The sequence below is a fragment of the Pseudomonas sp. GW821-FHT02C04 genome, assembly GCF_059421845.1.
This window is the reverse complement of record NZ_JBWKVT010000001.1, coordinates 936,068-960,872: the sequence shown is the minus strand read 5'-3', so window position 1 is coordinate 960,872 and position 24,805 is coordinate 936,068. Positions and strand designations below refer to the sequence as shown.

Below are 24,805 nucleotides of genomic sequence, written 5' to 3'. Positions count from 1 at the left end.
GTGGGCGTTCGCTTCAGGCGGTTTTCTTTTCCGGCCGGTGATCGACGAAGAACGGCTTGCCCTTGGCGACCCGATCGGACGCACGTGGCATGTTCACGGCCTGCGCGTCCTGCGGCTCGACGTACCAGTAACAATGACTCACCGCCCGGGTGATGCCGACATAAGCCAGGCGCAGGATTTCGTCCTTCTGCGCGGTATCGTAAGGCTCGTTGTCGCCAGCCTTGCCCAGTCCGGCCATGCGGTAGACCTGATTTTTATACGGCGAACTGGTCAGGTGTTGGCAGTCGCCGAGCAAGAACACCGCATCGGCCTGCAAGCCTTTGGCGCTGTGATAGGTCAGCTGTTTCAAGCGTCGAGACTCGTACGGCAAGCTCGAATCAACATTAACTACTGACTGAATATGTTGCTCTATCAATAATTTATCGCTGCTTTTTCGATAAAGCATCAGAATTGAATCGCCGTTTCTGTAGTGTTCCGCCAGGCGCTGGCCGAGTGCCTGATCGTCGCGTTCCAGTACGTTGACCGGTTGCAGCGGCTTCTCCTCGCCGCTGGCCTTGGCTTTCTTGCCGGGAATCGCCGGCGCCGCACGGACAATGTGCTCTGCCGCATCAATGATGTGTTGGTGGCTGCGATAGTTGTCGCTGAGCATCACCCGCGTGGTGCTTGGCGATGAAAACTCCTTGTTGAACTCCATGAAGTAACTCGGCGAACTGCCGCGCCAGCCGTAGATCGACTGCCAGTCATCGCCCACGCACAGCAAGGAAGAACGCTGCGCCCCGCGCCCGACGTGCATGGCCGGGCCACGGCTGCGGATCTCCGCAAGGCTGGCGCGAATCCACGACACGATCTGTGGCGATACATCCTGGAATTCATCGATCATCAGGTGCGACATGGGACGCAATAGTTCATCGCTGAGCAGTTTGAGGTTTTCCGGCGAGTGCTCGCTGAACAGCGCGAACATCCGGTTGTAGGTCATGACCGGCGGCTTCTGATCGAGCAAGTGATCTTCCAGTGCGCGCCAGAACAGGCTTAGCGCCTCGAAGAAAAACCGGTCCGGATCATCCTTGGCGAAACTCATGCGGCCCACGGCGTCCGGTACATCCAGACCCAGGTTTTCGATAAAGCCGGCGGCGGCGACAAAACAGTCCAGCAACGGCGCGGATGCGAGCTCGCCTTTGACCTTGTAGTCGAAGCCCGGGCCGGCACTGGCATCACCTGCCAATGTGGCCAGGATGCGCTTTGACGATTCGTAACTATCTATCCAAATCAATGGCTTACGGCAGAAAGCTTGAAACAGGGTGCGCTTGACTGCCCACTCTGCACGGACTGTCAGCTTGGCGTTGGGACGGCAGACTTGCGGATTTTCGCGCGGATCGAAACCCAAAATGACCCAGGCATCGAGGCTGGGAATGTAGCCATGACAGTGGAAATTCGCACCGTTGATTTCGAAGGTCTGGCGGTTCGGCTCGACACCTTTGATCGGCCAGGCACCGGCGCGGAACCACAAGTCTTCGATAACGTCGCACAGCTCTTCGTCGCGCTTGGCGGCCAGTTCGGTCACCGCCATGCGTTTTTGCACGTCCGGGTGATCGCGCTCCAGCTCCTTGAGCTGCAAGGCATGCCGGGACAGTGGCTGGATCAATTGCCGGAAACGGTCGTCCTCGGTGTAGAGACGGTGATAACAGGCGTTGAGCTGCTGTCGCTGGGCGTCGTTGATCCGCAGATCAAACGGGTTGCTGTCGACGTCATCGTCCCCACCCTGCGGTCGGTGGCTGAGGTTTTCAAAAGCCTGCAAACGCTCGAACCCCGGCAGGCTGCGAACCATCGGCAGAATGCGCGAGTGAAAGGTGCGCACCAGCTCCCGGGCGGTTTTGTGGCTCAGCGTCTGCCCCCAGAGGGCAAACAGCTCGATCAGTTTGTTGATGAAATCCTTGCGCGACTCCCGGGTGAAGGTCACGACGGTCATCGAATCCAGCTCAAAGCCCAGATAATGCGTCAGCAGCAGAATGCGCAGCACCAGCGTGGTCGATTTGCCGGCACCCGCTCCCGCGATCACCGACGTTGACGGCGTATCACTGAAAATCATCTTCCATTGCGCAACGCTTGGCTGGGCGTGGGCCGGCAGCAAGCGGGCGACGTCAGCCTTCATGCGCTTCTTCAGCTCGGCCGTCAGTGGCAGGCGCCAGTCATCGAACAGGTGGTTGTCGATGCTCGGCGCGCGATGCTCGGTGCTGCGGCTGTCGCGGATCAACAACACCTGACGGCCCTCTTCCAGGCCGTCAGCCTTGCCTTCCTTGTAACCGTAATCGACTCCGGCGGTGTGGCCGCTGCGAAAGCCATCGGCCTGGCCGTGCAGCCACGAAGCCCGATGCTGGGCGCGCAGTTGCGTCAGGCCGTGCCCTAGGAAACGCGCCGCCAGTCGTTTGAACCACGGCATCTCGGCCAGGGGACGAAGTTCGGGAGGAAGATCGGGGGTGTGTTGCGCCACGCTGACGGACTCCAGGAGGTGAGGCTGTTGGGGGCTATGGTGTCTGCATTTGCCCTTGAGTTCTAGCGAAATGCTTACAGGTCATTGAGTTAGGCGATGAACTGAAGGCTGCGTGAGAGCGTTTCGAGTTTTATAACATCAATCAATTCGATGGGAATGCAGCACTTTTTACGCTTTTTCTCGATTATTGACTGATAGATGATGCTCGCCATCAATCACCGGTCTCGCTTCGTGGCTGCGGCCGAAACGCCCCATGACGAACCTTTTGAGGAGAAGATCATGCTTGAACTCAGACCCTTCAGCTCGCTGGGCGGCGCCCATCACGGCTGGTTGGATGCCCATCACCATTTTTCGTTCGCCGAGTACTACGATCCACAGCGCATGAGCTGGGGCAATCTGCGGGTGTGGAACGACGACATCATCGCCCCGGGAACCGGTTTCCCCACTCACCCGCACCGGGACATGGAAATCATCACTTACGTGCGTGAAGGTGCGATCACCCACCAGGACAACCTGGGCAACAAGGGCCGCACTGAAGCCGGCGACGTTCAGGTGATGAGCGCCGGCACCGGGATCGCCCACAGCGAATACAACCTGGAAGCGACCGCTACCAAGATCTTTCAGATCTGGATCATGCCGACCGAAACCGGTGCACCGCCTTCGTGGGGTGCCAAACCGTTTCCCAAAGGCGAACGCGAAGGCTTTGTAACCCTCGCCAGCGGCAAGGTCGGTGACGATGAAAGTCTGCGCATTCGCGCCGATGCACGGTTGGTGGCAGCCACGATCAAGGCCGGGGAAACCGCCGAGTATCGACTCGATGCCGGACGTCGCGCCTACCTTGTACCGGCCACCGGTGTGATTGAAGTCAACGGCTTGCGTGCGCAAGCTCGAGACGGTGTCGCGGTGAGTCATGAGCCGGTGCTGACCGTCACAGCCATTGAAGACAGTGAAATCGTGTTGGTGGATCTGGCCTGATCGGCTGAATGGCGGGCAAAAAAAGGGCGACCTCTGAGGTCGCCCTTTTTTATTCAGCGCGGATTACTTCGTGGAAATTGCACCGTCCACCAGGGTTTGCGCTTCGGCCACCAGTTGCTTGAGGTGGTCGTCACCGATGAAGCTTTCGGCGTAGATCTTGTAGATGTCTTCAGTGCCCGAAGGACGCGCGGCGAACCAGCCGTTCTCGGTCATCACTTTCAGGCCGCCGATGGCCTGATCGTTACCCGGTGCCTTGCTGAGAATGCTCTGGATCTTCTCGCCCGCCAGTTCGGTCGAGGTGACTTGCTCCGGCGACAGCTTGCTCAGCAGGGCTTTCTGCTCAGGGTTGGCCTTGGCGTCGACACGCACCGAGAACGGCTCGCCCAGTTCATCGGTCAGTGCACGGTAGGCCTGGCTTGGGTCGCGGCCGGTACGGGCAGTCATTTCAGCGGCCAACAGGGCCGGGATCATACCGTCCTTGTCGGTGCACCAGACGCCGCCGTCCTTGCGCAGGAACGACGCACCGGCACTTTCTTCACCGCCGAAACCCAGCGAGCCATCGAACAGACCGTCGGCAAACCACTTGAAGCCGACCGGTACTTCGTAGAGGCGACGACCCAGACGTTTGGCCACGCGATCGATCAGGCCACTGCTGACCACGGTTTTACCCACGGCCGCGTCGGGGCGCCACTGCGGACGGTTCTGGAACAGGTAGTCGATCGACACGGCCAGATAGTTGTTCGGTGCCAGCAGGCCGCCGGACGGGGTAACGATGCCGTGACGGTCGTGATCCGGATCGCAGGCGAACGCCACGTCGAAGCGCTCCTTGAGGCCGATCAGGCCCTGCATGGCGTGGCTGGACGATGGGTCCATGCGGATCTGGCCATCCCAGTCGACGGTCATGAAACGGAACGTCGAATCGACTTCCTTGTTCACTACGTCGAGGTCCAGACGATAGTGCTCGGCAATGGCCGACCAGTAACGCACCCCTGCTCCACCCAGCGGATCGACACCCAGACGCAGTTTGGCACCGCGGATGGCATCGAAATCGATGACGTTGATCAGGTCGGCAACGTAGGTGTTCACGTAATCGTGACGATGCGTAGTGGCGGCTTTCAACGCCTGCTCGTAACCGATGCGTTTAACGCCTGCCAGTTTGTTGGCCAGCAGTTCGTTGGCCTTGGCTTCGATCCACTTGGTGATGTGGGTGTCGGCCGGGCCACCGTTGGTTGGGTTGTATTTGTAGCCACCGCTTTGTGGCGGGTTGTGCGACGGCGTGATGACGATGCCGTCAGCGAGGCCGGTGGTGCGGCCGCGGTTGTAGCAGAGAATGGCGTGGGACACTGCCGGCGTCGGGGTGTACTCATCGCCTTCGGCGATCATCACGGTCACGCCGTTGGCTGCCAGCACTTCCAGGGCGCTGGCCCCGGCCGGCGTCGACAGCGCGTGGGTATCGATGCCGACAAACAGCGGACCGGTGATGCCCTGGGCTTCGCGGTACAGGCAGATCGCCTGGCTGATGGCCAGAACGTGCCACTCGTTGAAACTCAAGTCGAAGGAGCTGCCACGATGCCCGGAAGTACCAAACGCCACACGCTGGGTGGAAATCGAGGCGTCGGGTTGACCGGTGTAATACGCCGTTACCAGTCGCGGGATGTCGACCAACAACTCTGCCGGTGCCGGTTTGCCCGCAAAAGGACTGAGTGTCATGCAAAACCTCTGAAATAGAGTGGTTCAGGAAATTACAGCGGAGTTTACTGGCAGTTTGACCGTAGTGCGATGGGATCTATCCAGTGCATCCCCGATGTTTTTTAACAGCTCAGTCATCGGGGGCCAGTCGCAAGGCATCGCCAAGCAAACCGACGACGCCTGCCAGGTCCTGCCCGCTGCTGCCTATCGCGCTCAGACGCATGTGTTGCCCATGCATGCCTTGGGTACTGAACAGCTCTCCCGGCGCGATCAGCACATGTTGTTTGAGCAGCCGTTGAAACACCGTGCCCATCGCCACCCGACGCGATGAACGCACCCAGACCGTCGCACCGCCCTGCGGCTCGGCGATGTGCAGGGCATCGCCCAGTCCTTCGCGCAGCAGCTCGATCAACTGTGTACGACGCTCCTTGAGCAGACGTTTGAGCACCGGTAGATGTTGATCGACACGACCGCTGGCATACAGTCGGGCAATGGCTTTCTGGCGAATCGGCGACAAGCGAAACGAACGCAGCAGAAAGTGCCGTTGCAGGTCGTTGCGCCATTGGCGAGCGAGCACATAGCCATAGGGCGCTTCGACACCGATGACCTTTTCGAACGTGGAAAACACCAATAGGCGATCAGGGTCCAGCAAGTCCCGCAGAGGTCGGCTTGCGCAGTCATCGCCCAACTCGCTGTAACTGTCGTTCTCCAGCACCCAGGTACCGTGGAGCCTGAGCAGGCGCGCGATGGCTTCGCGATTATCGGCGGGCGCCAGGCTGCCATGGGGCATGTTCAATTGCGACGACATCAGGATCAGTCGTACCGGTTCGGTTTCCAGTAACGAGGCCAGATGCTGTGGATCGAACTCTCCGCGGGGCTGTACCGGCAGTTCGATGACCCGCACGTCGGCAGACTGAAGCAAGCGCAATATCACCCAGTCGCAGGGAGACTCGACCACCACGGTCGTGTTACGCAGCTCAAGGACCGCGATCAGGATTTCCAGCACCCCTCTTACATCGGCGCCGATATAGACATCCTCGGCATGCCAGCAATGAGTGGGTGATGAGGTATAGCGAGCGGCCAGCAGCGTGCGCAACTCCAGCTCGCCACAAGGCTGGGCCGGTGCCTGCGACTGCCGGGGATATTGGCGCATGAGCTCACGTTCAAGCATCAGCAACGGACTGTCCAGGGGTTGAATCGAAGCCGGATCGTCGGCACTCAATACGCGCATGCCGAGACATCTGGCGTTGACGTAGACGGTTTCCAGCAGGTCATTGCCTCGCCCGGGCGGCATGACGGTGGATGCCGGCTGTGCGAAATACCCGGACTTGGCCACGGAGTAGACCCGGCCTTCTCTTTCAAGCAGTGCATAGGCGTACTGAATGGTCGATATCGACACGTTCAGCCGTTCGGCCAGTTGCCTTAACGAGGGCAGTCGAACCGCCCCCTCGCCGCCTGGCCCTTCGATCAGTTGGGTGAGATAGCGATAGACCGCCTGATAGGCGAAATCGTTTTCACGCGAGGCATTCATGATCGGGCGTCCGCGGGCATTCTCTGGTGACCGGGCGCTACGCTCACACTCAACCTTCCGCCGTACGGTCGCCTGCGGCAACCTCACGGTCGGCCGGATCAGGGGCGTGCGTTGCCTGATCAGCCATTTGAATGGCGTCCATGGCATACAGCCGACTGATCAGCCGCACGGGCAAGCCACTGACATCGGTCATCCATTGCAGAACCTGCTCCGGCGCGTGCAATCCCTGCATCGCACGATGCAGATCCGGCATGGCCACCAGCATGCCCGGATGGCAGGTGCGCAGAAAACGTTCGAGCCCGGCTCCGCCCTCGATGAAAGGCGCAAACAAGAGACAGACCAGTTGCGCTTCATTGAGCCCGAAACTCTTTTGCAAGGATGAGGACGCCAATGATCGATGCTCGCTGAGATCGGACAGGTTGCCGAACGTCGCCACAAACCGTTCGCAAATCTGCTCCGGCAGGTTTTTGCGACGCATCACTGCCAGGCAACGCTGCAGGTATTCCGAGACCCCGACTTCATAATCGTGACCGCCGATGTAGTTGGCTTGCAGGCCGCTCAGGTAGGCCGCGACCAAGGGATCTGGCGACTCGCCGGTGCCTGGCTCGAACAACAAATCATCTGTCTGAAACCCGAGAAAGTCGCTGAGCAAGGGCCACCGCTCCTCCATCTTGCCCACCACCATGTCATCGATGCCGATGTAATGGGTGCGCCGACAGGCTTCGAACTGACCGAGAGGACGCCACGGCAGCAGATCGGACTCTGCGTGGAGCTCGCGATAGCAGTCGCCCCCCATGCCGTCGAGCAGATTGAACAGCTCTTCGAATCCGGCACCGCGCTTCGGCAGTGCGCCGATGCCAGCCTTCTGGGCGGCGCGATCCAGCCCCTGGAGAAAATGCTCCTGGCTGCTTGCGGAGTCGCTGCTGACCAAGGCATCGACGCCGTTGTTCCAGCGTGCGACCTGCCCGTAGAACTCGGCGGTGGCCAGGTACGCGTCGTCCCAAAGCTCCAGGCTCTCTCCCCAGCACCGGCGGTGGCCAACCATCAGCAGATTGATGCGATTCGCCTCCCGACCATCGTCGGTGAGCGGCGCCTGATGGTTGAAAGGCAAGACCTCCCGATTGTCGATCATCAGCAGTTCGACCCTTGGGTCGTCATACAGAAACAGTGCGCTGAAACTGCGGTGCATGTTGTGCAGTGCCGAAGCCGGTGTGGCGCAACCGCGCAGGGTTGCCACCCGCAACTGAAAAGTGCCCGGAGCCCGTCCGGCGATGCTCAGTTGCGCCGCGCGCATCAGGGCCAGGCTGTAACAGCAATCACGAGTACCCGATTGCGTCACCAGCACCTTGAATTCGCCGATTCGATCCATGCCCCCGGCAGCCACCGCCAATCGCTGAATCAACAGCTGCAATGCCGTGCGTTCTGCTCGGGAAAAGAAACTCAGCAATCGTTGCAATACTTGCTGGTAGACATAGTTCATTGCCTGGTCATGGATCGTGCTCATCAGTACTTCACCCGATATCAAAGGTTTTATATTGCGCAACCACGAACGCCGGACGCGCAATCATTCTTCATTAATTAATAGACGCTGAAATGCTAACACTTAAGGTTTTGTAGTTATTTGAAACAGTTGGGCTCGCAATAATTCATATTTATGACTCGCACGCCGCAAGCCCCCGCCGTTACAGGGTTTTCTCGAGAAGGAAGTTTTCCTGGGAAATTTCTTACAATGGCCTGCGCATGATGAGCACAAGAAAAAAAGAAGGGATTACGCGACCGCCCTACAGCAATTAAACAAGAATCAAGATATCGACCCTCGACAATCATTTTGTATTGCGCAGGAAAAAGAGAATGCACAGCCATAGCTCATTCCTTGAGATGAAAGTAGTCATTCAATTATCAGGGTCTGGAGGGCGATTAGAAGATACAGATCAAGAGTAAAAACCAGTTCAGTTGCTGAACGTCCCCAGGCGTTGCGCCCAGGGTTTCTCATGGTCTGAAGGATAAAACGCACAAGAGTCCGTGGGGCCACGGACTCTGATCACAACGGTCAGGCAGGTTCGACTTGCAGGGCGACCCGCTCACGGCAAGGGCATTCGTCCATGTAGCGGTGTGCTTCGACAAACTCGTTGAACGGGAAGACCCGGGTCTTGAGCGGAAGCAGCACGCGGTCGGCCGTCAACTGGTTGATGTCACGCAGGGCACGTTGCAAGGCGACGTGATCCTGGACGATGCCCAGTTCCGGCTTCCCGGTGAAGTTGCCGATGCAGTGCACGAAGAACTGGATGTTCTTCTGGAACGCTGCGCAGGCCGGGAATGGCGTCTGGTTGCCACCCTGCAGGCCATACAAAACCAGGCTGCCGCGAGGTGCCAGCACATCTCCAAGCAGCGACATCTGTGGGCCGCCGAGACCGTCGAACACGACATTGACGCCACGGTTGTCGGTGATCTTGTTGATCCGCATCAACAGGTCTTCTTCTTCGGTGACGATCACTTTCTCGGCACCGAGGGAAAGCAGGTATTCGCGCTCTTCCGCGGTTTTCGTGGCGGCAATCACTCGTACACCCAGCGCCTTGCCCAACTGGACAAAGGACGGACCGGCGCAATGACTGGCGTCAGTGACCAGGGCAAACTGCCCGGGTTTGACGCGTGCCAGATCGACGTAACCGAAATAGGCGATCAACAGCGGCGTATAATGCACACTGGCTTCGATCGGGTTCAGCACGTCCGGATAGCGGGTCAACGCCGTACGCGGCAGAACGATCAGTTCGCCATAGACCGGATAGTCATTGGGGCTCTCGGCCGGGAAGCTGGCCACCTTGTCACCGACGATCAGGTCTTCGACGCCGTCGCCAATGGCCGTGACCACACCGGCCATTTCATGACCCAGGCCTGAAGGCAGGCGAGCCTGTGACGACGCCAGGTTCTGACGCCAGAGCGTGTCGTACCAGCTGATGCCGATCGCCTCGACACGCACCTGCACTTCGCCAGGACCTGGCTGAGCGGCCGCATGCTCTTCGCATTTGAGCACCTCGGCCGGACCAAACTTGTGAAAACGGATCGTGCGGGACATCGCAAACCTCGTCAAAGTAACCTCTAATGCCCTGAACTCTATCTGGGCTTTCCAGCCAAGACTATCAGTGGCTATTAATAGTCGACATGCCTGTCATTGATTCCGCAGTATGGCCAGCATTGAGCAAATCCATGAAAAAACTGCTGCCGCCTTCTCAGTAAAGCTGAATTACCCGGTGCAGACTACCAGCCTTTCCCCGTAAGATTCATGCCGGCCATTGTTCTCATATGGTCGCTCTCGTCAAGCTTGATGACTCTGCCAGGACTCCAGATGAATCGTAATGACCTGCGTCGTGTCGACCTGAACCTGTTGATCGTATTCGAAACGCTGATGCACGAACGCAGCGTGACCCGCGCTGCGGAGAAGCTGTTTCTCGGCCAGCCAGCGATCAGCGCGGCGCTTTCGCGCCTGCGCGGACTGTTCGACGATCCGCTATTTGTACGCACCGGGCGCAGCATGGAACCGTCTGCTCGTGCGGTGGAAATCTTCGCCCTGCTCTCGCCTGCCCTGGACTCGATTTCGACAGCGGTCAGCCGCGCGGCCGAATTCGACCCGGCCACCAGCACCTCGGTTTTCCGGATCGGCTTGTCGGACGACGTCGAATTCGCGTTGCTGCCCATGCTGCTCAAGCGCCTGCGTGCCGAGGCGCCCGGGATCGTGTTGGTGGTCCGTCGCGTCAACTACATCCTGATGCCGGGCCTGCTCGCCTCCGGTGAAATCTCGATCGGCGTCAGCTACACCACCGACCTGCCGGCCAACGCCAAGCGCAAAGTCTTGCGCCGCAGCCAGCCAAAACTGTTGCGCGCCGATACCGTGCCGGGGCCGCTGAGCCTGGACGACTACTGCGCCCGTCCGCATGCGCTGGTGTCGTTCGCCGGCGACCTCAGTGGCTTTATCGATGAAGAACTGGAAAAGCTCGGCCGCAAACGCCACGTGGTGCTGGCCGTGCCGCAGTTCAACGGTTTGAGCACGTTGCTGGCCGGGACCGACATTGTCGCGACGGTACCGGACTACACGGCTGATGCGCTGACGTCTGCGGGCGGTGTGCGCGCGGAAGATCCGCCGTTGCCGACACGTACGTTTGAACTGCACATGGCCTGGCGTGGGTCGCAGGATAACGATCCGGGGGAGCGTTGGTTGCGGTCGCGGATTCAGATGTTTTTTGGCGACCCTGAGAGTCTATAGGGGCCGTCTGGCGGGCTGTTTATCTGATCATTTCTGCCTTTTCATAGACCATGGAGATCCATCCACCTCCAGTGGATTACTACATTGGGGGCATATCTGAGGGCATGCTTTGGATGGTTTGAAAAGGATGCCCCCAGCCTGAGGTCCAACATCCCCCTTCTTGAAAAGTCATACGCGGCTGCTTCCAAACCGCCTTCGAGCGCTATCCGATCATCTTAGTTTGTAGAATTGAAGCGTTCTTCTGGCGCCTCTGAAATCCTGACAATCCCGTCCAGGAACGCCAACCACAGTGGTTGTTGGAAAGAAATAGTAGGAGTAACCATGGGCCTGTCCCGTGACAACGGACGCCAAGAAGCTGAGCTGATTAGTGAGTCAAGACTTCATCTTCTGGCACGTATCGCTGTTTTGATACTTAGTGAGAAGCTCTCATTTTCCTAGGATGGCGACGAGCTCTCTCCAAGGAAATGACCATGCTACCCACCATTGATCAACTGCCAACGTTAGGCTTCCTGCACAAAGCCGTATGCGACTGCTTAGGCCTGTGGAACAGCGACAACGAAGACCTCACCTTCCACGTATCCGCTACCGAGAAAGAACGTCGCGCCGCGTTACGGCAGGCCTTTAAAGCAGTTGAAAAAGACAACGGCACCTTTGGTTCTCTCGATGATCTTGTAGTCGTCACTGTACAGGTAGCCCCAAAGGATGCGCAGAAGGTCAAGAAGAGCAGAACTATCCAGGCCTATGTGAATTACCTGTCCAAATCAGACTTTGAATCGTTCGATGAATACCTAGAGTTGAGCCAATACATCCAGACTTTAATCACTGAGCGTTACGCGCACTGGAGTGTATCCGAATTCGCGATCGACTTTTATATGTCGGCGGTTGCCCACTACCGAGAGTTTGTCAGGGAATATGCTTGCAACACACACAGCCAAACATCCAGCTACCAGTGGTTTCTCAGCCAAAATCTGAGTGAATTGACTATGGCGCTCGCCGGCGCAACGTCACAAGGCGATGCTTGGCCAGAAGAGAATCAGGACGAACAGTGGCCGTTAAGGGGCTTCGCCGACACGGCTTCCAGCATTACCGGTATTTCGCTACACAAACTTCATCAATATCACGAGTTTCAGAAAGACGCGCCGCTCGGTGAGCAAGCTTGTAATTGTGATTTCACCTCCCAGCTGGTGAACACTCAATCGAAACAGGTGATAGATCGACTACGTAAGCCTAACCGTGTGAAGTGGGAAATATTTTATCCAACCCTTCAACCGCTGACCTACCACCTGCCGGAGGCGATCGATGAGAAATCATTCGCAGTGCACGCCTTTGCGGCCATGATCGCGCACAACCTCAATATCCATGTGGCAGATTGCGGGCCGTTTGAACGTGTGGCAAAGAGCCGGTCGAAAACAGGGCCGGTTGACCTACGTCATGCAATACCTAGCAGCGACTTGCTCGATTTGTTGTTCAATGAGTACCCCATCGACGATGAAGCGTTTGCCCAGCAGACGTCCATGCGTTACCAGGCACAGCTTGACGGTATCAGGAGTTTACCGGGCTCACTGAACAGCGCTGCAGAGATTCCAAACTGCCTGGATCTCGCATATAGGAACGAACATAGACTGTTTGCGGAAGGCGCCTGGCACATCGCGCTAGGGAAAGTACCGAACTGGATTAACGAATGGAAACTCGCCCGGGATGCCATGTATGCCGGTAACGGCACACGGGCGCTTATGCATTTCAGCGTCGCGCTCGAACAGGCTAAACACAGGGCGGGATCGTTGTTCATCCCTTTTTACATTCAGCTGTGTGCGTTCAGCAAAACGCAGTATCGCCTGCTTTCAGAACGAAAAGAGGAGGAGCTATTTGAGCGTTTCTACGAAAGCTTGGGTAACAACGCCGCGCTTTACGCAGGATTGGTAGGTTACACCCCACATTTCGTACGAGATCCTCAGACGTTGTTACCCGAATGCACCCTGCCACTGAAGTCGAAGTTGATAATTGGTGAAACCGACGCGTTGGCTAGAGTCCTGATAGTTCGGTTTTCCGCGGGTGAGAACCGATCATAAGGGTCAACCGTAATCAGCCCGCCCTTTCCGGCATGGAAGCTCAGCGACCAAGACATGATGATCGCGGACAGCTTGGTGCTGTTCACCGACATCTGATTCTTCAGCCGCACCCTCCATGGAAAGGACTCGGCCCGTGACTCCGACGAAACCGTCAGCAAGCATCGCGCGCAAGCCGGCACGGCCGAAAGCGTGAGGGATGGAAGCCCGCAGGGCCGAGCCAGGTGGAACGCCTGGCTCGGTTCACTACAGCCTGTCCGCCGCAGGTGGCAAGCACCAACACAGATCGCCCCCAATCAGAACTATCAACTACGCCAGCATTTATTGTCCTGAAAGACCGTCTCTTCATGATATTTCATATAAGCCACCAGCTCCTTCGGCACAAACCGAAGCTGTTGAGGTAAACCCAAAGCAATTCTGTGTCGCTCATCAATAAGTTTCGATACCTGACTCACCGCGCCTCAGTAAATGAGTTCCCTTGAGGCGCAGGTTCCGTACTTATCTCCGATTAGGGAAGTCGATTCATATCAGCATCAAACCAGTGGTTGGCAGAGACATCATGCCCGCCTCTTAAGCGATATGTTCCGGTTACGCATACGATGGTTTGTTCATTGGTCACGCGAATTTTATCTATGCGCTCTAGGTTTGGATGATCACTGAGTTCTCGGCACTTTTGCTCAAGAGAATCGAATTTATCGCCAAGAACAGCACGCAGTTCATCTTCGGATGAGCAGATTAATTGTGGGTCAAAAATACCTGCTCCGGTTCTTTCGCACTCACTCCAGGGAGCGCTTTCCTGGAGGCACTTGAACTCAACCTCGAAGCCCTGCACAGAGCCTTCGTAAATTTCCACTGGACGACTCTTCATCTTGTGAAGAATTCGAGCCTTCGTTTTTTGTGTTATGCGTGGCCCTAGATAAATTCGTTTTAGTGCAGGATCGGTATAAAGCTTTCGGCCCTCTTTTCCAGCAAGATACCGCCACTCTTTTTCATGCTGCCACTCTTGTCGCTTTTGCATTAATCGATTGGTGATTAATTCCATTGTTTCAGAAATGGCAAGAAGTTCGAATGTCAACTGAGGAGGGGCGATTGAGTCATACACGACAGGCAGCAGTGGGGTTCGTTGCAGGTCGCCGAGGGCTAATTCCTGTGTGTCAAACTCCAGGCAAATGCCTTCAAAATTGCTGGCATAGTACGCCCACAGAGGGTAGTCCAAATGGGTGGTTGACATGGATATCAAGCCTGACTTTTTTGCGGTCGCCGCGGCGCCGCTGAGAGCTTTCTTAGAAAACTCTAAAATATCTTTTGGCATCAAGAAGGCGAATCGATCTTCTGTTGGGTACTCGATCATCGCCTCCATTGGATCATTCATTTGATCAAAGCGGGGAGCATACAAATAGCTGCTGAAGATAGCGTCCAGCTCTCTTTTGACTAGGTCTGAACCCAGTGGGCGATATCGATAGAGTGTTGTTGGGCGGGTAGGTTTATTTTCTGAAACCACGGAGGGGCACCATCTATAGAAAAATTCTGAATTTACGCTACGGTGACTTTTCAGCGACCTAATCGGTCTTCAAGCGCATGGGCGTTGATGCAGTGATGTCCATGCAAAGGAAAGCGAGGAAAAGGTTTTCCGCTGTGGGGCAACCGTTGGCCTGATATGCACTCGTTGTGCGACGAAAAGATGGCGAGCCTTGCTCGGGCCCACCCGTTCTTTTACTTGTTCAAATAGTCACGTACGTGGTGCGACCAGGTGCCGACCGCCGCAACAGCGTTCTTGAGCTGCGTTTCTGTGCATTTGAACGAAGCACACCAGTTTCTGACCTCGTTAGGATCATTGACGTCGATCCGCTTGGAGTCCGCAGGGTGGGTGATGTGCTTGTTATCCGGCATGATGACTATCCTTGATCATTGATGGCGAATTGCCATTTACTTATGATCGGGTCTCGGCGATAGATTTTCAAGGCTGGCCTGAGCGACTTTAGGTTCATTCTTTGCTCGATATCCTGCGATGAAGCCTGAGGGCGCAGGATAGGTGGATGCCAGGTAATCCAGGAAGTGACGTGTGCTGTGCAGGTACAGTGCGAGAAATTAGGTATTGAACTTCTGAGCTCGCAAGCATCTTCATTTAATCAGAAACAGAACGACCGAGAGGACGCTATGGCGTCTATAGCCCGACTGGTGTCACTCGCAGCTTGCCGCTTCGGCTACGTCCTGACTGAGATCACTGATAGCCATGGCCTCTTAGGGAAACAGTACAATCTTAGATGGAGGTATGCTCAAAGCCACCCTGAGCCATACCGGATTTCGTCAGGAATCGCCATTCGTGATCACTCGTGTACTGCATGTGATTGGGGGCAAAACTGCGGCATTTCAAGATTTTTTCAGGCTAAAAATGCCGCTCTAGAGCAAAGTCAAAATGTTTTTTGGGGATCCGGATAGCCTCTGAGGAGTCTTTCCAAAACCGCTTTGCGATCGGTAGCAAAGCGGAAAAAAAACTCAAACAGAAGCCCCGGGCCGAGCCAGTCGATAGACCGACAGGCAATAAAGCAACAACGCCAACGCCGCCAACATCCCGCCAACGACCCCGATATAAGCGAAGCCGAACTGGCTGCCCACCCAGCTCCCCATCAGCGCCCCGCCACCAATGCCGATGTTGTAGATCCCCGAAAACAGCGCCATCGCCACATCGGTCGCATCAGGCGCCAGCACCAGGACCTTGGACTGCAACGCCAGACCAAACCCCATGATCGCCATTCCCCAGAACAGGCTCAGCGTACACAGGTACGAAACCTTGCCGCTCAAGGGCAACAACAACGCCAGGCACAACGCGAGCAACGACACGGCGACGATCAGAAAGCGCTGCGGGCTGTACCGGTGTAGCCAGCTGAACAGCAGAGACCCGAAAATCCCCGCACCGCCGAATAACAGCAGGATGAGCGTGACCGTCTCGCCACTCATGCCCGCCACGACCTGAACGAAAGGTTCCACGTAGCTGTAAGCGGTGAAATGAGCCGTCACGACCATTGCGGTCAGGATATAGATCGCTACGAGTGCAGGTCGCTTCAACAATAAAGGCAAACTTTTGAGCGACCCCGAGTTCTGGCTGGGCAGCAACGGCAAGACCCTGGCCAGCCAGAACACCAACGTAGCCGCCAGCACCGCGATCGCGATAAAGGTGGTTCGCCAGCCCATCGCTTCGCCCAATATCCGGCCGAGGGGAATGCCCAGCACCATCGCCAGGGAAGTGCCGGTTGCCAGCAAGCCCAAGGCCTGGACCTGCTTGCCCGGCGGCGCCAGACGCACGGCCAGAGAAGCCGTGATCGACCAGAACAGCGCATGCGACAACGCCACGCCGATCCGGCTCACCAGCAGGACAGCGAAGCTGGTCGCCAGACTCGACAGGATATGACTGACGATGAACATCGCAAACAGCACGATCAACAGCTTGCGCCGCTCGACGTTGCGCGTCAGCAGCATGATCGGCAGTGACGTCAGCGACACCACCCACGCATAGATGGTCAACATCAAACCGACCTGAGCCGACGTCATGTCGAAGCTGCTGCCGATCGAGCTTAACAGGCCGACAGGGACGAACTCGGTGGTGTTGAAGACAAACGCAGCCAGTGCCAGCGCAATGACCGCATACCAATTGCCGCTGGTTGTAGTCGTGGAATTGTTCATTTATAAGTCGTGCCCATCTGTCGTTTTTGCGTACACCAATTGCCGAAAAGCCTCAGACGACAGGTGGTTCGATGGCAACTTTACTATAAAGAAACGGCGACTTGTCCGTCGGGTGGAAAACTCTCGGCGCACACTTTCGAGTACACCCCGCTGCCCTGAACCGCAGCGCGCTTCATTGGCCTGCGTAGCGCAATCAAGTGCCATACGGATATCAAGCTCCCGCATTTCTTACTCGCGAGCAGTGTTGCAATTGACCTGACATTCAGCCATGTGAATCTTCCGGCAAACCATTGAAAGCCAGAAATGCCCCCCAAGACGTTACAAGGAAGTACTGATGCCCCCGCAACAAAACTACTTTACCAACCGCACTTTTCGCTCCGTTCGTACCCTGCTTGTCGCCAGTTCCATGCTGCTGGGCAGCGGCTGCGCGATGCTCTCGAACACCTTCACGCTCAAGACTGAAATGCCTGCACGATTCAATGTCTACACCACCGCGCATTACAGCGAGCTGTTCGGAGGGATATGCATATTGCCCGACGATTACGCGGGCGATCCGCAGCCTGATAGAAAAGAGTTCTATGCAGATGCCCACGCCACGCCTTTCACTTCCGAGTTCGAGATAGCGGTGAGTCGCAAGGTCGGAGATTGTTTCTTGGTGCTCAGTGGCATTGATTTCAATATCGGCGGTCACTCTGCGACAGACGAAAAAACGATCGACACGTCCTCGGTCGACCTCAAGGTTGAAACATTCCTTGGGGAGAATGAAAAACCGGCGACACGAATCGATGAGCAAATACTCGCCGTGCGTTGCCATTGGCAAGATCCATCGTCTGATCGTTCCCTCAAGTCCAGTCTCCAGTGCCGGGGTTTGGACGCCAATGGCAACGAACGCAAGGGGCCGGAACTGGGCATGTTGAAAAACAGACAGCTTCAAGGTCTGACGTTGCGTTTGAAGGTCAGTGTGGACGATGAACCCAGAAACGCTGGCTCATGAGTAATGGCAAAGTGCTTAATGACAAATCCGGTAATAAAGTTTAACTTACCGCCGCCCCGACCGATGGAAGGTCGGGCACTCGCACTCAGTTAAGGAAAACGATGGCAATGGTCTATTGTCGTGCATGCGCCAAGGAGCTACACGAAACGGCGCTCACCTGCCCCCAATGCGGGGCCGCCCAACAGGCCTCAGTGCCGCAAACGCAAGCCGAAATGCCTTGGCTGGCCATCGTTTCGTTGATCCTCGGAATTATCAGCGCACTCACCCTGTTTGATGACTCCGAATGGGACAGGGACGCGATTGTCGGCGTGGGAACTCTCAGCCTCGCGGGCCTCATTTGCGGCATCGTCTGTATCAACCAAAAACACTCAGGAAGAAACCTCGCGATTGCCGGCATTGTTTTGTCAGGTATTGCCGCGTTTGTGTTGTCCTGTTTATCGATTGAATAATTTTAGGGAAAAAATATGAGCATGGTTTTCTGCCGCGGTTGCGCCAAGGAAATTAGCAGTCTGGCCGTGGCTTGCCCGCAGTGCGGGGCGCCTCAAGTAACACAACAAGTCTATGCAAGTGGCCCCGCCATCACGACGGGTAACCCATACCTCGAAGCATTAAAGAACTACGTAGTGTTTCAGGGCCGCGCCACTCGCCGTGAATACTGGATGTTCATTCTGATCAACCTTGGGGTTTCCATTGTCATCGGCGTTCTCGATGCCATGCTGAACACCAAAGGCATCCTGTACAACCTTTATAGTCTGGCAGTGTTCCTGCCGGCGCTCGCAGTAGGCGTACGCCGCATGCACGACACCGACCGCAGCGGCTGGTGGTTGTTGCTGCCAATCGTCAACATCGTGTTCCTGGCACAAGACAGCCAGCCGGGCCCGAATCGTTTTGGTCCAAACCGCAAGGGCGTCAACTGAAGCACGTCGCCACATAGCTGATCGAGACGGCCCACGTGGCCGTCTCTTTGTTTCTGCAATTCACCTTTGAAAAGGTGTTGCTGCTTTTTTACTTGCCACGCAATACAGATTTGTCATCATTTCATTTGATAGCCCCCTAACGAAAGGTGCATGCTAGAGGGCTTCGCTCGGTCTTATATCATTCCGAATGATAGTTACCTTCGTGTCATTCGATTCGTTTGCTATCAACCCGCCGAGCATCATCCGCCCATCTTCAATACATTGGCGGATGCATCCATGGAACAATCACTCAAACATTTGCGCTTCCCGTTGGCTCTGTTGGCCGTGATGGTGATGAGCGCCTGCGGCAAAGCTCCAGAGACCGCCGCCGCCATGCCTGCTGCCAAGGTCAGTGTGGCCAAGGTGCTGGAACAACCGGTCAACGAGTGGGACGAATTCACCGGGCGCCTCGAGGCGCCGGAAACCGTTGAAATCCGTCCGCGGGTCTCCGGCCAGATCGACGAAGTCGCCTTCACTGAAGGTGCACTGGTCAAGAAAGGCGACCTGCTGTTCCAGATCGATCCGCGCCCGTTCCAGGCTGAGGTTCGCCGCCTCGAAGCGCTGGTCGCCCAATCCCGCGCCAACGCCACCCGCAGTGAAAACGAAGCCGGCCGTGGCGAACGCCTGCGTGCCAGCAACGCCATCTCCGCCGAACTGGCTGACTCGCGCACCAGCGCTGCACAAGAAGCACGTGCCGCTGTCGGCGCCCTGCAAGCGCAGCTGGATCTGGCCAAGCTGAACCTGAGCTTCACCCGCGTAACCTCCCCAATCAGCGGTCGCGTCAGCCGTGCCGAGATCACCGCCGGCAACCTGGTGACTGCCGACACCACTCCGCTGACCAGCGTGGTGTCCACCGACAAGGTCTACGCCTACTTCGACGCCGATGAGCGTGTGTTCCTCAAATACACCCAGCTCGCCCGTCAGGGTCAGCGCGGTGCCACCACTCCGGTGTACATGGGTCTGTCCAATGAAGACGGCAACCCGCACCAGGGTCAGATGAACTTCGTCGATAACCAGGTCAACCCGAAGACCGGCACCATCCGTGGTCGCGCCGTGTTCGACAACAGCGACGGTACCTACACCCCGGGTCTGTATGCACGTTTGAAACTGGTCGGCAGCGGTACCTACAACGCCATGTTGATCAACGACGAAGCGGTCGGTACCGACCTCGGCAAGAAGTTCGTGCTGGTGATGGATGGCGACAACAAGACTGCCTACCGCGCCGTTGAACTCGGTCCGAAGATCGAAGGCCTGCGCATCGTGCGCAGCGGCCTGAACAAGGACGACACGATCATCGTCAAGGGTCTGCAACGGGTTCGTCCTGGCTCTCCGGTCACGCCTGAAGTGATCCCGATGGCCAGCGAGCAGACCATTGCTGCCCTGGCTCAACAACGACAAGCGCTGGAAGCCAGCAACCTGCCCAAAGTCGCACCTGCCAAAGGCGCGTCGGGATCGGTTGTGAAACTGGCTGCTGCGACCCCACGCGGTTAAGGGACGACAACTCCGATGAATTTTTCCCAATTCTTCATTTCACGGCCGATCTTCGCAGCGGTGCTTTCGCTGCTGATCCTGATCGCCGGTGCGATCTCGCTGTTCCAACTACCGATCAGCGAATACCCGGAAGTCGTGCCGCCAACCGTGGTGGTGCGTGCCAACTTCCCGGGTGCCAACCCTAAAGTCATCGGTGAAACCGTGGCGGCTCCGCTGGAGCAGGCCATCACCGGCGTCGAGAACATGTTGTACATGTCCTCGCAGTCGACCGCTGACGGCAAGATCACTCTGACCATCACCTTCGCTCTGGGCACTGACCTGGACAACGCCCAGGTGCAGGTGCAGAACCGCGTGACCCGGACCGAGCCGAAGCTTCCGGAAGAAGTGACGCGCATCGGTATCACCGTCGACAAGGCTTCGCCCGACCTGACCATGGTTGTGCACTTGACCTCGCCGGACAAACGCTACGACATGCTGTACCTGTCCAACTACGCGATCCTCAACATCAAGGATGAGCTCGCTCGCCTCGGTGGTGTCGGTGATGTGCAGCTGTTCGGTATGGGCGACTACTCGCTGCGTGTATGGCTCGATCCGAACAAGACTGCTTCGCGCAATCTGACCGCGACTGATGTGGTCACCGCGATTCGTGAGCAGAACCGTCAGGTAGCCGCCGGCCAACTGGGCGCCCCCCCTGCCCCGAATGCCCAGAGCTTCCAGTTGTCGGTCAACACTCAGGGCCGTCTGGTCTCCGAGGAAGAGTTCGAGAACATCATCATTCGCGCAGGCGACAACGGTGAAATCACGCGTCTGAAAGACATCGCCCGCGTTGAGTTGGGTTCCAGCCAATACGCCTTGCGTTCGTTGCTGAACAACCAGCCTGCCGTAGCGATCCCGATCTTCCAGCGCCCGGGCTCCAACGCCATCGAAATCTCGAACGAAGTTCGCGGCAAGATGGAAGAACTGAAGAAAAGCTTCCCGCAAGGCATGGACTACAGCATCGTCTATGACCCGACAATCTTCGTGCGCGGCTCCATCGAGGCGGTGGTTCACACCCTCTTCGAAGCGCTGATCCTCGTGGTTCTGGTGGTGATCCTGTTCCTGCAGACCTGGCGCGCCTCGATCATTCCACTGGTGGCGGTGCCGGTATCGTTGATCGGTACGTTTGCGGTGATGCACCTGTTCGGCTTCTCGCTCAACGCGCTGTCACTGTTCGGCCTGGTACTGGCTATCGGTATCGTGGTGGACGACGCCATCGTGGTGGTGGAGAACGTCGAGCGGAACATTGAACTGGGACTCAACCCCTTCGATGCGACCAAAAAGGCCATGGGTGAAGTGACCGGTCCGATCATTGCCACGGCGCTGGTGCTGTGTGCGGTGTTCGTACCCGCTGCATTCATCTCGGGCCTCACCGGTCAGTTCTACAAGCAGTTCGCCTTGACCATCGCGATCTCGACAGTGATCTCGGCCTTCAACTCGCTGACCCTGTCGCCAGCGCTGGCCGCTGTGTTGCTCAAAGGTCACGACGCACCGAAAGACCGCTTCTCCAAAGTGCTGGACAAGATCTTCGGTGGCTGGCTGTTCCGTCCGTTCAACCGCTTCTTCGACCGCGCCAGCCATGGCTACGTCGGCACCGTGCGCCGGGTTATCCGTGGCAGCGGCATCGCCCTCTTCCTGTACGCAGGCCTGATGGTGCTGACCTTCTTCGGTTTCTCCAGCACCCCGACCGGCTTCGTACCCGGCCAGGACAAGCAATACCTGGTGGCCTTCGCGCAACTGCCGGACGCCGCGAGCCTGGACCGCACCGAAGACGTGATCAAGCGCATGTCCGACCTGGCCCTGAAACAGCCTGGCGTGGAAAGTGCCGTAGCGTTCCCGGGCCTGTCGATCAACGGCTTCACCAACAGCCCGAACGCCGGCATCGTGTTCGTGACCCTGAAACCGTTCGACGAGCGTAAAGACCCGAGCATGTCCGCCGGTGCGATTGCCGGTGCCCTGAACGGCAAGTACGCCGGGATCCAGGAAGCCTACATGGCGATCTTCCCGCCGCCGCCGGTACAAGGTCTGGGCACCATCGGTGGTTTCCGCCTGCAAATCGAAGACCGGGGCAACCTGGGCTACGACGAGCTGTACAAGGAAACCATGAACATCATCACCAAGAGCCACAGCGTGCCTGAACTGGCCGGGCTGTTCACCAGCTACACCGTGAACGTGCCACAGGTCGATGCTGCCATCGACCGCGAAAAAGCCAAGACCCACGGCGTGGCCGTCAGCGACATCTTCGACACCCTGCAGATCTACCTGGGTTCGCTGTATGCCAACGACTTCAACCGCTTCGGGCGCACCTATCAGGTCAACGTTCAGGCCGAGCAGCAGTTCCGCCTCGAATCCGACCAGATCGGCCAGCTGAAAGTACGCAACAACAAGGGCGAAATGATCCCGCTGGCGACCTTCATCAAGGTCAGCGACACCTCGGGTCCGGATCGCGTGATGCACTACAACGGCTTCATCACCGCTGAAATCAACGGTGCAGCAGCCCCGGGCTACAGCTCCGGCCAGGCCGAAAAAGCCATCGAGAAACTGCTCAAGGATGAACTTCCGAACGGCATGACCTACGAGTGGACCGACCTGACCTACCAGCAGATTCTGTCCGGCAACACCGCGCTGTTCGTGTTCCCGCTCTGCGTACTGCTGGCGTTCCTGGTGCTCGCCGCTCAATACGAAAGCTGGAGCCTGCCACTGGCGGTGATCCTGATCGTACCGATGACCCTGCTGTCGGCCATTACCGGTGTGATCATCTCCGGCGGCGACAACAACATCTTCACCCAGATCGGCCTGATCGTACTGGTGGGGCTTGCCTGTAAGAACGCGATTCTGATCGTCGAGTTCGCCAAGGACAAACAGCAAGAAGGTCTCGACCCGCTGGCCGCTGTACTGGAAGCCTGCCGTCTGCGTCTGCGGCCGATCCTGATGACTTCGTTCGCGTTCATCATGGGTGTAGTGCCACTGGTGTTCTCCAGCGGTGCCGGTGCCGAAATGCGTCATGCCATGGGTGTGGCGGTGTTCTCCGGGATGCTCGGCGTGACCTTCTTCGGTCTGCTGCTGACGCCAGTGTTCTATGTGCTGATCCGCAACTTCGTGGAACGCGGCGAAGCCCGCAAAGCGGCCAAGGCGCACAATCTTCAAAAGCCACTGGAGGCGCACCAATGAGTCTGAAAGTCTTCCTGCCGAGCCTGCTGGTACTGGCCCTGAGCGCCTGTGCAGTTGGTCCCGACTACAAGACCCCAGCCACGGAGGCGGCCAACATTACGGCCGCCACCGACGGCGCCGCCGGCCAGAAGAACTTTGACCGTTCGAAGTTCGAAGGCATCTGGTGGCAGCAGTTCGACGATCCGACCCTCAATCAGTTGGTGACTCAATCGCTGCAAGGCAACCGTCAACTGCGCGTGGCGTTCGCTCGCTGGAAAGCTGCACGGGCGATCCGCGACGACGTCAGCAATGACGCCATGCCGACCATCACCAGCCGCGCCAGCAGCGATCTGGCCAAGGGACAGATTCCCGGCCAGACCACCAAACGGGTCAACAGCGAACGCTATGACCTGGGTCTGGACATGGCCTGGGAAATCGACCTTTTTGGTCGCATCCAGCGCAACCTGGAAGCCAGCGACGCTGACCAGCAGGCTGCCGAAGCGGATCTGTACCAACTGCAAGTCACCATGATTGCCGAACTGGTGGACGCTTACGGTCAACTGCGCGGTGCACAACTGCGGGAAAAGATCGCCGTGGCCAACCTGGAAAACCAGCAGGAGTCGCGCAAGATCACCATCAGCCTGCGTGACGCCGGCGTTGGCGACCAGCTCGATGTCGAACGTGCCGATGCGCGTCTGGCATCGGTCGAAGCCAGCGTGCCGCAATTGCAGGCCGAACAGGTTCGCCAGAAAAACCGCATCGCTACCCTGTTGGGCGAGCGTCCGGACAAGCTGACCGTCGACCTGAGCCCGAAAGACCTGCCAGCCATCGCCAAGGCATTGCCGATCGGTAACCCGGGCGAACTGCTGCAACGTCGTCCGGATATCCTCAGTGCCGAACGCAAACTGGCTTCCGCCACGGCGCGTATCGGTGTGGCCAAGGCCGACCTGTTCCCACGGGTCAGCCTCAGCGGTTTCCTCGGCTGGACGGCCGGGCGCGGTTCGCAGATCGGTTCCTCGGCGGCCAACGCCTGGGCACTGGGCCCGAGCATCACCTGGGCGGCGTTCGACCTTGGCAGCGTACGGGCCCGTTTGCGTGGCGCCGACGCCGATGCCGAAGGCGCGCTGGCGACCTACGAGCAACAAGTGCTGCTGGCTCTGGAGGAATCGGAAAATGCCTTCAGCGATTACGGCAAACGTCAGCAACGGTTGATCTCGCTGATCCGCCAAAGCGAATCAAGCCGCAAGGCTGCCGATCTGGCTGAAATCCGCTACCGCGAAGGCACTACGGATTTCCTCGTGCTGCTCGACGCCCAGCGTGAACGTTTGAACGCCGAAGACAGTCAGGCACAGGCCGAAGTCGATCTGTATCGCGGCATCGTCGCGATCTACAAGGCCCTCGGAGGCGGCTGGCAGCCAGAAACGGTCGCCAGCAAGTAACAGTTTTTTAAAGAGCTCCTTTGGTTGGCCGCAACCAACCAAATTCTTTGC

Annotated in this window: 17 protein-coding genes; 9 read left to right on the top strand and 8 right to left on the bottom strand. The window is 57.6% G+C overall.

What is annotated here, in order from left to right; genetic code table 11:
* Positions 1–13: 13 nt before the first annotated feature.
* Positions 14–2,488, bottom strand: coding sequence for a UvrD-helicase domain-containing protein (locus tag AC07VV_RS04445; protein ID WP_495035438.1), 2,475 nt, complete (start codon positions 2,486–2,488; stop codon positions 14–16).
* A gap of 279 nt (positions 2,489–2,767) precedes the next feature.
* Here AC07VV_RS04445 and AC07VV_RS04440 point away from each other — a divergent pair, with 279 nt between their 5' ends.
* Positions 2,768–3,463 (top strand): pirin family protein, encoded by a 696-nt coding sequence (locus AC07VV_RS04440; RefSeq protein ID WP_085731268.1) that lies wholly within the window; start codon positions 2,768–2,770, stop codon positions 3,461–3,463.
* Between the two features lie 63 nt (positions 3,464–3,526).
* Here AC07VV_RS04440 and pgm read toward each other — a convergent pair whose 3' ends face one another.
* From pgm to AC07VV_RS04420, 4 genes are all read right to left on the bottom strand, one after another.
* On the bottom strand, positions 3,527–5,173 hold the full coding sequence (pgm, locus tag AC07VV_RS04435; RefSeq protein ID WP_495035437.1) for a phosphoglucomutase (alpha-D-glucose-1,6-bisphosphate-dependent): 1,647 nt from the start codon (positions 5,171–5,173) through the stop codon (positions 3,527–3,529).
* Between the two features lie 109 nt (positions 5,174–5,282).
* On the bottom strand, positions 5,283–6,683 hold the full coding sequence (locus AC07VV_RS04430) for an aminotransferase-like domain-containing protein (protein ID WP_495035436.1): 1,401 nt from the start codon (positions 6,681–6,683) through the stop codon (positions 5,283–5,285).
* A gap of 49 nt (positions 6,684–6,732) precedes the next feature.
* A complete protein-coding gene (locus tag AC07VV_RS04425; RefSeq protein ID WP_495035435.1) occupies positions 6,733–8,187 on the bottom strand; it encodes a hypothetical protein in 1,455 nt (484 codons plus the stop codon).
* Between the two features lie 546 nt (positions 8,188–8,733).
* Complete coding sequence (locus tag AC07VV_RS04420; RefSeq protein WP_085731020.1) at positions 8,734–9,756, bottom strand: zinc-dependent alcohol dehydrogenase family protein; 1,023 nt, start codon at positions 9,754–9,756, stop codon at positions 8,734–8,736.
* A 270-nt stretch (positions 9,757–10,026) separates the two neighbouring features.
* On the opposite strand from AC07VV_RS04420, the gene AC07VV_RS04415 reads away from it, so the two are divergent.
* Both AC07VV_RS04415 and AC07VV_RS04410 read left to right on the top strand, forming a co-directional pair.
* On the top strand, positions 10,027–10,941 hold the full coding sequence (locus AC07VV_RS04415; protein ID WP_119426357.1) for a LysR family transcriptional regulator: 915 nt from the start codon (positions 10,027–10,029) through the stop codon (positions 10,939–10,941).
* 470 nt (positions 10,942–11,411) lie between these two features.
* Complete coding sequence (locus AC07VV_RS04410) at positions 11,412–13,010, top strand: hypothetical protein (RefSeq protein ID WP_495035434.1); 1,599 nt, start codon at positions 11,412–11,414, stop codon at positions 13,008–13,010.
* Positions 13,011–13,515: 505 nt separating this feature from the next.
* Here AC07VV_RS04410 and AC07VV_RS04405 read toward each other — a convergent pair.
* From AC07VV_RS04405 to AC07VV_RS04395, 3 genes are all read right to left on the bottom strand, one after another.
* Positions 13,516–14,508: a DUF2971 domain-containing protein gene (locus tag AC07VV_RS04405; protein WP_495035433.1), complete on the bottom strand. Its 993-nt coding sequence runs from the start codon at positions 14,506–14,508 to the stop codon at positions 13,516–13,518.
* Between the two features lie 212 nt (positions 14,509–14,720).
* The gene (locus AC07VV_RS04400) at positions 14,721–14,897 is read right to left on the bottom strand and encodes a DUF3606 domain-containing protein (RefSeq protein WP_495035432.1); all 177 of its coding nucleotides are present in this window, start codon (positions 14,895–14,897) and stop codon (positions 14,721–14,723) included.
* Positions 14,898–15,503: 606 nt separating this feature from the next.
* Entirely contained in the window at positions 15,504–16,688 is a 1,185-nt protein-coding gene (locus tag AC07VV_RS04395) for a sugar transporter (RefSeq protein WP_495035431.1), read from the bottom strand.
* A 334-nt stretch (positions 16,689–17,022) separates the two neighbouring features.
* Here AC07VV_RS04395 and AC07VV_RS04390 point away from each other — a divergent pair, with 334 nt between their 5' ends.
* The 6 genes from AC07VV_RS04390 (at position 17,023) to AC07VV_RS04365 (ending at position 24,754) form a co-directional block, all read left to right on the top strand.
* The gene (locus AC07VV_RS04390; RefSeq protein WP_495035430.1) at positions 17,023–17,682 is read left to right on the top strand and encodes a hypothetical protein; all 660 of its coding nucleotides are present in this window, start codon (positions 17,023–17,025) and stop codon (positions 17,680–17,682) included.
* Between the two features lie 101 nt (positions 17,683–17,783).
* Positions 17,784–18,131 carry a DUF4190 domain-containing protein gene (locus tag AC07VV_RS04385; protein ID WP_096820381.1) on the top strand — a complete coding sequence of 116 codons (348 nt, stop codon included), beginning with the start codon at positions 17,784–17,786 and terminating at the stop codon, positions 18,129–18,131.
* Between the two features lie 15 nt (positions 18,132–18,146).
* Positions 18,147–18,599 (top strand): DUF805 domain-containing protein, encoded by a 453-nt coding sequence (locus AC07VV_RS04380; RefSeq protein ID WP_495035429.1) that lies wholly within the window; start codon positions 18,147–18,149, stop codon positions 18,597–18,599.
* 276 nt (positions 18,600–18,875) lie between these two features.
* Positions 18,876–20,129, top strand: a complete 1,254-nt coding sequence (gene mexE / locus AC07VV_RS04375) for a multidrug efflux RND transporter periplasmic adaptor subunit MexE (protein ID WP_096820379.1) — start codon at positions 18,876–18,878, stop codon at positions 20,127–20,129.
* Between the two features lie 15 nt (positions 20,130–20,144).
* Positions 20,145–23,336 (top strand): efflux RND transporter permease subunit, encoded by a 3,192-nt coding sequence (locus AC07VV_RS04370; protein ID WP_192560865.1) that lies wholly within the window; start codon positions 20,145–20,147, stop codon positions 23,334–23,336.
* Positions 23,333–24,754: an efflux transporter outer membrane subunit gene (locus tag AC07VV_RS04365; protein ID WP_096820377.1), complete on the top strand. Its 1,422-nt coding sequence runs from the start codon at positions 23,333–23,335 to the stop codon at positions 24,752–24,754. The genes AC07VV_RS04370 and AC07VV_RS04365 overlap by 4 nt, the downstream gene beginning before the upstream one ends.
* Positions 24,755–24,805 lie beyond the last annotated feature (51 nt).